5 protein-coding genes and 2 pseudogenes are annotated in these 8,172 nt (G+C 58.4%); 4 read left to right on the top strand and 3 right to left on the bottom strand.

Annotated elements, in window-relative coordinates:
- Positions 1–237: 237 nt before the first annotated feature.
- Positions 238–312, bottom strand: coding sequence for a hypothetical protein (locus tag QCD75_RS22320; RefSeq protein ID WP_367400689.1), 75 nt, complete (start codon positions 310–312; stop codon positions 238–240).
- 241 nt (positions 313–553) lie between these two features.
- Between QCD75_RS22320 and QCD75_RS21445 the strand changes: the two genes are divergently transcribed.
- Genes QCD75_RS21445 through QCD75_RS21435 form a run of 3 tightly spaced genes read left to right on the top strand, consistent with a single transcriptional unit; the run spans position 554 to position 3,538 of the window.
- Entirely contained in the window at positions 554–1,777 is a 1,224-nt protein-coding gene (locus QCD75_RS21445) for a hypothetical protein (RefSeq protein ID WP_301231541.1), read from the top strand.
- Between the two features lie 28 nt (positions 1,778–1,805).
- Entirely contained in the window at positions 1,806–3,029 is a 1,224-nt protein-coding gene (locus QCD75_RS21440) for a hypothetical protein (RefSeq protein WP_301231540.1), read from the top strand.
- Positions 3,029–3,538 (top strand): acyltransferase, encoded by a 510-nt coding sequence (locus tag QCD75_RS21435; protein ID WP_301231538.1) that lies wholly within the window; start codon positions 3,029–3,031, stop codon positions 3,536–3,538. The genes QCD75_RS21440 and QCD75_RS21435 overlap by 1 nt, the downstream gene beginning before the upstream one ends.
- A gap of 1,910 nt (positions 3,539–5,448) precedes the next feature.
- On the opposite strand, the pseudogene QCD75_RS21430 reads toward QCD75_RS21435, so the two are convergent.
- Positions 5,449–6,171, bottom strand: a pseudogene (locus QCD75_RS21430) (transposase); the annotation flags it as partial.
- 112 nt (positions 6,172–6,283) lie between these two features.
- Here QCD75_RS21430 and QCD75_RS21425 point away from each other — a divergent pair.
- A complete protein-coding gene (locus tag QCD75_RS21425) occupies positions 6,284–6,607 on the top strand; it encodes a transposase family protein (RefSeq protein ID WP_301231537.1) in 324 nt (107 codons plus the stop codon).
- A gap of 194 nt (positions 6,608–6,801) precedes the next feature.
- Here the strand turns inward: QCD75_RS21425 and QCD75_RS22405 are convergent.
- Positions 6,802–8,122 (bottom strand): annotated as a pseudogene (locus tag QCD75_RS22405) (ISL3 family transposase).
- Between the last annotated feature and the right edge of the window lie 50 nt (positions 8,123–8,172).

Raw genomic sequence — 8,172 nt, 5'->3', positions numbered from 1 at the left:
CTAACCCGCATGCTGCCCTGAGATCACTGCCGAGGCCACGAAATTTTCGCGTCAGAGCCAATGATCTACTGTATCCGTAAGCCCTGGGCAGAGGACATGTTTTCCTCTCTGTAGGTCAGCAATTTTCGCAACATTCAGTCCGGAGCTGTTTCCTGACCCGCCTGTCGTGGAGGTCGTGCGCCGCGCCCGGCGCCGCAGGACCTCGGTGACCATATGGTTCTCCCGCACCAGCAAATGTCAGTGGTCAACTGTGATGGCTGCCTTGGGCAGAACTTTCCGGACGGCACCGCGGAACTCGAAGGACATGTCCATCTCCACCACTGTCTACGTGGTTAGGTCAGATCTGGCTGATCGTGAGCATGAGATGTATCGTACGTAGCACGAATGGACGGGAAGGGTCCTGAAAACCCGATATGCTTCAAGGGACCCAGAGCGATTTGCTGCCTTTTTTGCCTCTGCAATAGCCGCGATCGACTCGAACGACTGATGTTTACGATGACTGATGTTGACACACAGTTGCCGTCAAACCATCTCGGTATAAAGAGGACGATATATGCGCGTTGCCATCGCGTTTAACGATGTGTCGATGGGGGGCACTTCGCGGTCCGCAGTCACATTCGCGGATGCTTGGCATCTCGCAGGGGCGGAAGCGATTGCGTACTGCCCTGGTGGACCTCATCCGTCGAGAACAGCGCAGCTCAAAGAATCGGGCATTCCCGTGACGGCTCAGCTTGGGGAAATCACCAAGTTTCGACCTGACTTGCTACACATTCACCATGGTGCCCCAAGTGGAGCAACAACTAGCTGGGTGGGCAACCTGCTCTCAGCAACAAGTGAGCTCGAGCCGGCGGTCCTGACGCACGACATCTTCGGCCAAGGTCTTGGTGCTGCAATAAAGAAGACGCTGAGGGCCTCCTCTGTTCAACCTCAGGTTGTCGGACTCCTGGGGGATTGGCTGGCCGCCCAACATTCCGCCCAGTGCGGCGGGCAGGGAATTTCTCGGCGCATCATTCCCAATCCCCAAGACTTTTCATTTTTTCGTCCACCATCGAGTTTGGAGAGAAAAAATGCCCGAGCAAGACGGGGAATATCTAACTCAGAAAAGGTTCTTCTCCGAGTTGGATCGCCAATTAACGAAAAGTGGACAATTGATGGATACATCCGATTGGCTGAGTTCGCAATAAAGTCCACAAACTATCGACTGCGCTTGATCGGCGCTCCGCCCAAGCTGCTTGATGCGTTGCCACGCAGCGAGAAGATAGATGTACTTCCTGTGATCACGGATGATGAGCAACTGCGCGAAGAATACTGGACAGCGAACACATTCATGCATTGGGCGGACCGTGGCGAATCCTTTGGGAATGTGATACTCGAAGCCCTGGGTACACGACTTCCCGTTGCCTACCGCTCGAGGGCACTGCGGGATAACACTCCCTGGGAATTCCAGAAACTCAAGGATTTTTCCTACGCCTCGGGCACGAAATCCTGGCTATCGCTGGCCGCCATACTAGACAGGAGTGCCATTCAAAGCATAGCGGACGTTCCGGGAGAACTGGAAGAGTATGGGGTAAGGCGACTAAGCGATGTACTGTCGGACATTGTTTGGAGATTTGATAGCTTATCGCACATGGCGGGTCCAGCAGTTATCCCCCATCTCTTAGAGGCTTCATTTCGGGTGCCGCAAGAGCTGCCCAAAATGTGTCAGCTTCAAGTTGCACTGCGGCACAACCCTGTTTCAGCAAAGTTGAAAGACCTGAATCGTAGGTTCAACGTTTGAACCCCGTAGGAAGAAGGTTTTACACGTTATGACGATTCGACATGCCGTCGATCGGGTGTTCGGTCAAGCCCTACTTTTGATACCTAACTTCTTTGTTTCAATAACTGCCGCTCATCAACTTCAAACGTCGGCTCTGGCTGCTTTTTTCATTGCCTGGACCATCGAGTCTCAGTGGATTGCGGGAATTCGGGCGATATTGGTCCCGACACTAGTCCTGCACGAGAGCCGCCCTCGCGCCCTGGCTCTTTTTGGGACTTTAAGCGCCCTTGCGCTAGTGCCTGGCGGTGTGATGTTCTTCGTTGCCTATGATGGCGGCCTTGACTTCCTTAGCTCCTTAGCGCTGGCATTCACGCCGCTTGTCCTTGGAGCCCTTGACTGCGTGCGTTCAATTTCCGCGAAATCGGCACGCCGACGCGGCAGACTACTGATCGTGGACGCTGCGCCCCTCGTAGGTGTTTGCGGTGTTTTTGGCCTTGGCCTGATCGCTGTAGTGCCCAACAACGTCCTCACCACGACGGTCGGGGTGCTCGCTGGGAGTATGGCAGGACTCTTCTTGGCCCTGAAAGGTGTCAGTCAGGATCCAAAGCAGCTGGATACGGCACGCGTGTGGCTGCGAGCGTCACGCGGGCTGTTGCTGGCGGGAATCCAAGAATGGGCTGTGTTTGCGTTTGTTGGTCTGGCTAGTATCGGCATCCTCAATGAACTTGCGGGGCCCGAGGCCGTCGCAGGAATTCGGCTCGCCGAGACCCTCCTCGCTCCCCTTGGCGTTCTTGCACTCGCGGTTCCCGTGGCTGTGGCCCCCATGATTCGGAGTCTGGAAGCAAGATGGCCTGGTCCGCTAAAACTCACCGCGGCTCTCTTGATGGGTGTCGGATTCGCCTGGATAAGCCTGGTCCTCCTTGTCCCAGCATCCTGGGTCGCCTTCGTTGTAGGGGATCACGGAAGCGAAGCTCGCATGGCTGTCGGCGGCCTCGCTGCTGGCGCGATGGCTGGATTGGGGGCTTCCGTATTGTCCATTGTTCTAAAACGAAGAAACCAACTCAAAAAGCTTCGGGCCGTGCGTTGGCTGGAACTAGCAATCGCCATTCCGTGTGTCGCTGTTGGTGCACTCGGGGGTACTGTCGCCAGCGCAGCAGCGAGTATTTCAGTATTTCAGGTAGTCGCAGCCTGCGCTCTGGTGTTGGCCGAAAGAATGAGCGCAAGAGGAGATACCAATAGGCGGTCACAGCAAGAATTTGAAAGAGTGATTTAGTGCCTATATTCAGCAACGTATTTTCGTCTTCCAATTGGGCTTTTAGTCGCATATTGCGGATAGTATCCCGTAGTGCTCTTGCGCCACCAAGGGTTCGTCGTGGATTATTGTATGCGTCGGGTATCACCGTCGCGAACAGCACGATTCTCAGCGACGTCCACATTGCCGGGGATAACCTGATTCTCGCAGACGATGTCTTCATTAATGCTGGGTGCTATCTAGATGCACGCGCACGATTGGTTTTGGAACGCTCCGTAAATGTCGGCATGCGGGCGCAATTCGTGACATCGACACACCTGATAGGCCCTTCCGAGAAGCGGGCGGGCAAACCATTGGCTAAACCTATTCGGATATGCCAGGGTACCTGGATCGGGGCGGGAGCAATTATTTTGGGCGGCGTCACCGTTGGTGAAGGCAGTATCGTTGCTGCCGGTGCGGTAGTGACAGGTGATGTTCCCCCGAATTCTTTAGTAGCGGGGGTGCCGGCGCGTATTGTCCGAGAGCTGTAAAGCGGCTATAAATTTCATGACTTCCCGAACCGGGATTTTAACTGGAGACCACTTGTGAATACTATCGAGAATTGCCAAACTACATGCATTGGCTAGCTTGGTCACTTCTAACCTTGGCCGTATTTTCAAAACTGAGGCATCCCGCGGCGTGGCCTGCGATACTCTTCGGAGGTGTGTTCACATTGTTGGGCACTTTCGGAGACGAAATCTGGCATTGGTCGGCCGAAAATAACGGTGCAGGATTGCCTAGTGATGTACAAGGGGATCCAACACAAAACGTGGCATTTTTATGGGCTGCCTTAGGCTCTTTGATATTCTGCGTCAGTATGCCTAGGAGTTGGCGCCAAGAACGCAGCGACATTCCCCGAATTGCTTCATCGAGCTGGCCGCGCTATCAGAGACTGAGCCTTCGAGCGTCCAGTTTTGTCTATCTGGTCTGGCTTGTCGGGCAAGGGCCGAGCTTTTTTGATCGCCAGATATACGCCATGACGGATGGTGTGGATTTTATCGTCAGACTAACGGGGTTCATCGGACCAGTCTTGGGCTTGGCCGCGCTCGTAATTGGGATCATTGGTGAAGCCACAAATTGGCAGCGAGTTCTGCAGATGAGTGTCGGTCTTGTGTGGTTTGCGTCAGGAATAGCCGTTGGTACACGCATGGCGGTCGCATTTCCACTTGCCCTTATGTTCGTCTTGTTATCTAGGCTTTGGCATCGAACCGCGTTCTTTTCCGGCCTAGGATTAATCCTCGGTGTCTATCTATGCGCTCATGGGACGTTGGCCGCATTTGCCATGTCGCTCACCGTTCGCGGGCAGCCGCACGGACTACTGCAACTGGGCGCCTTGGTCCAAGATGAGCGGATACCACGGTTGCTGGATCCGGCGCACTGGATTACGGCGGTTCAACTCCTAGTTTCCTCAATCACAGCTTCCGTTCCCATCACTGAACTTTCCGTCGCCAGGGCGCCATCCGCTGCCTTGCTCCTTTCGAATGCCAACCCCTTGCCATCGCAACTCTTGAATTTGAACACCTTCGACCAAGAAAGGCTTTGGCCTTTTGCCTGGATTCCTCTTTCCATGGTCGGAGAATGGTATGGAGCAACTGGGCCCGCTGGGCAGATGGCTTTGTTCTTTGGTATCGCCCTCCTTGCCGCATTCGGGGTAAAAGTGGGTACCGAAAGCAGAAACCCGATTATAGTAGCTGTAGTCATTGGGTTGTCGGCCATGGTTCTCGCGATGAGTATCCAATATCCGTCACGTTCGTTCTGGAGAGGCGTCAGCCTACTCGTATTGGTAGCCCTCGTTTCGTTTGGGCTGGCGAGATCCAAGGGTAGGCCTAGTCACACTCGACAAGCCGCCGGGCAATCAGTCACGGGCGGCAATTTCGGACGAAAGGAACGGTCCGTGTCTATAGGGACCTCCAGGGAGGACCCACCGGACTCCGGGGCCACTGTCTTAAGCGGAGTCTCTCTGCGGGCTATGCACGCAGAGTCGGGCCAGAGCCGACACTTTTCTTAGCGCAGAAGACTTGGGGTCTGGTCTTTTGGTTAGCGGGCAATAGATTGCCGCGGGCAGGCTGTCCGGGCGGCCGCGACAGCGTCGATCTCGTCGGACTTTCCCATTCCCTTTCCGGCACGGGAAGCGCGCTTGGGCGGCGCACGTCGCAGACCGCGATCCCTTCCGTCTTGAGCGTGCGTGTGATTGGCCCCGTTAGATCCCGTACCCGGCTCATCAACTTTTAGCCTCGATTTTTCATGATGCTCGTTTATGGTTGCTGATTTGTGGCGGCGGCTGGTGGGCGGTTGTTGTCTGTTTTCGGGCAGTCTGGTGTGGCCTGTTGGTTCGCCTGGGTTGGCGCCGGTTCCACTTCCGGTGATCGTGCTGTTCGTTGGGACAGGATGAGGTCCACGATCAGCCGGTGGAAGGAACGAGCCCTTTGTTGAGCCGGGCGTTGTTCTCCAGGAGGAGTTTCAGGAGGTCCTGTTCCGGGGCTGAGTCCGGGAGCAGGAGCTGGTGGCGGCGGGCGCGGGTGATGATTTTCCCGGCGGTGGCGAAGAGCCGGTAGCGCCAGCGTTTGATGTCCCAGGCCTTGGCGTGGTGGCCGTCCGGGAGGGCTGCGAGCTGGATCCAGGAGACCAGGTTGAAGGCCAGTGCGGCGATGTTGGCCCAGGCCTGGTTCGCGGCGAAATCGAAGAACGGCAGCTTGCCCAGGCCGGTGTTTTTCAGGGTTTTGATCCGGTTCTCGCACCGGCCGCGGGCGCGGTGCCGGGCGTCCAGGAACGGTCCGTGCCAGCGTGGGGAGTTGGTCAGGAACGCGGTGATCCGGTGCCCGTCGGTATCGAGCAGGGTCGGCTGCGCTCCGGGGTGCAGCGGCTCGGCGCGGAGGAACAGGTTCGTGCCCGGCGGGTAATCGGTGAGCGGAATGATGTCGGTGACGTTGATGACCCACGCATCGTTCCGGTCGTTTCCGGACTGGTCCAGGGCCGGCTGCCAGTGCTCTTTGTCGGTGATCCAGTCGATCATGTGCGCCTTGCCGAACGGCAGCGCGAAGCTGGTGGAGAACTGCACGCCGAGGCTGTGCAGGTGCCAGAGGAACTTCCGTGAGGCCCCGGCACTGTCGGTGCGGACCAACACGGCTCTTCAAGGTTCGTGGGGAATTGAGTTCGTGTCGTTGAAGACAAGAGGGCCCGTGGCCCTGCTGGGATGATTGTGTCTAAGCATTCAACCTGGAACAGGACCACGAGCCTTGAACGAGCCTACCGGGGGCGCAGCCGACCCTGCCACCATCCTTTTCAACCTGCCCGACTACCACGTCGTCTCCACCACCGACACAGCCGGCCGCCGGCAGGTCACCGTCGAAACCAACCAGCCACCGGGCTGCCCGAGCTGCGGCGTGATTTCCTCCCGGCGTAAGGAACGACGTCTCCAGCGGCTAAGGGATATTCCTGTCGCCGGGCCGGTGGAGGTGCTCTGGTCCAAGTACCGCTGGTACTGCGAAGAACCGGCCTGTGACCGGCTGTCGTTCTTTGAGGGCTCTTCAAGGTTCGTGGGGAAATGGATTCCCGGATGACTGTCATGCCGCCGTCCGGACGGAAGACGCCGAAGCTGCGAAAACCGAACTCGAGGAACTGGTCAAGGCAGCCGCACGACCGGAGACCACCAGGCTCTACCGCACTGTCTGCCGGTGGTGGAAAGAGATCGAGGTGCTCATCATCACCGGCGCCACCACAGGCAAGGTAGAGGCCAATAACAGGCCCTTCGCATTTAGGCATGGTTGGTTTGTTTGATCCGGTAGGGCCGGTGGCCGCCGGCGGCGAGTAGGCATCTGAGTCGGTAGTTGGTGAAGTTGCGGAAGCCTCTGGCGATTCGGCGGGTGGTTTCGATGACGCCGTTTATCGCTTCGGTGGGGCCGTTCGAGGCGCCGTTCGTGTCGAAGTAGGCGAGGATCGCGGTCTTCCATTGTTTCAGTGTCCGGCCGAGGCGGGCGACTTCCGGGATCGGGCAGGTCGGGAATGAAGCAATGACTTCGTTGACGAGTTCTCTGCCCCGCTCCGGGCGGGTGTGGTAGATGTTTCGGAGCTTCTGGTAGCGCTGCCAGGCGAGGGTGACTTCGTGGTCGGGGTCGCCGGCGGTGAGTTTCGCGTCCAGCCGTGCGGATTGCTTGTCGGTGAGGTGTTCGGCGCCGATCTGCAGGGTCCGACGGATCCCGTAGAGCGGATCTCCCTTGCGGCCGCGGTGTCCGAGAGTGTCCTGCTGGACCCGGCGGCGGACTTCGTCGACCATGGCCGATCCGAGTTTGACTACGTGGAAAGCGTCCAGGACCGTGATGGCTTCGGGCAGTTCGTCGCGGATGGCGTTGGCGTAGCCGCGGAAAGGATCCAGCGCGGCGGTCTTGATCCCGGCCGTGAACCCGGTGCCGCGGTCTTTGAGCCAGTCGGCGTAGGCCTTTCCTGACCGTCCCGAAACCAGATCCAGGAGCCGGCGTGAACCACGCCGTGGGCATCGCGGGTGTGGTCCGCGATCCCGGTGACCATGCCCGATCCTGGCGGGCCGGTATGTGACCAGACATGCTCATCGACGCCGAGCGCATCCACCCCTTCGAGCCGGCCTGTGTCAGCGATCCGCCGCGCGGCCTCTGTCTTGATGGCGTCCCAGGCCGTGTGCCAGGAAACCCCGAGCTGATGAGCCAGGGCCGAGACCGAGGTGTCGAAACGCTGGAGCGCGTCGGTCGCCCAGGACACCGCGCGGGCAGTGAGTTTCGCCCGGGGACCGGCCAGCGAGTGCTCCTCGGTGAACGTTGTCCTGGGGCAGCCCGGGTCCGGCATCGCCACACACGCTTGACCCAAAGCAGCCGTACAGGCGTGCCGAAACAGGGAATGTCATGGAGCAGGACCTGGCGGCGTCCGTGGCCGACCGCAACGACGCCGCAATCAGGGCAGCCAGTGACGTCGTCCCCGGTTTCGACGCCCAGAACCAGGGCGGCCGCGGTTGCCGTGACAGTGCTGATGTGGACGCCCTCGACACCGAGCAGCGCATCCGCGCGCGTGCACCAGCGGCCACCGGAACACGACATAGAGTTATTCATGTCAGCTGCTGAGGGTCGGCTTCGCTCGTCCCGCCGTGTAACGTGAAAAT

It is taken from the genome of Arthrobacter sp. PsM3 (genome assembly GCF_030433895.1).
Taxonomy (GTDB): Bacteria; Actinomycetota; Actinomycetes; order Actinomycetales; family Micrococcaceae; genus Arthrobacter.
The sequence above is the reverse complement of the archived record's forward strand: the minus strand, read 5'-3'. Positions and strand labels throughout refer to the sequence as shown.

Coding starts and splice junctions, on each gene's coding strand:
- QCD75_RS21440 (WP_301231540.1), top strand. CDS start 1,806: ATGACGATTCGACATGCCGTCGATCGGGTGTTCGGTCAAGCCCTACTT.
- QCD75_RS21445 (WP_301231541.1), top strand. CDS start 554: ATGCGCGTTGCCATCGCGTTTAACGATGTGTCGATGGGGGGCACTTCG.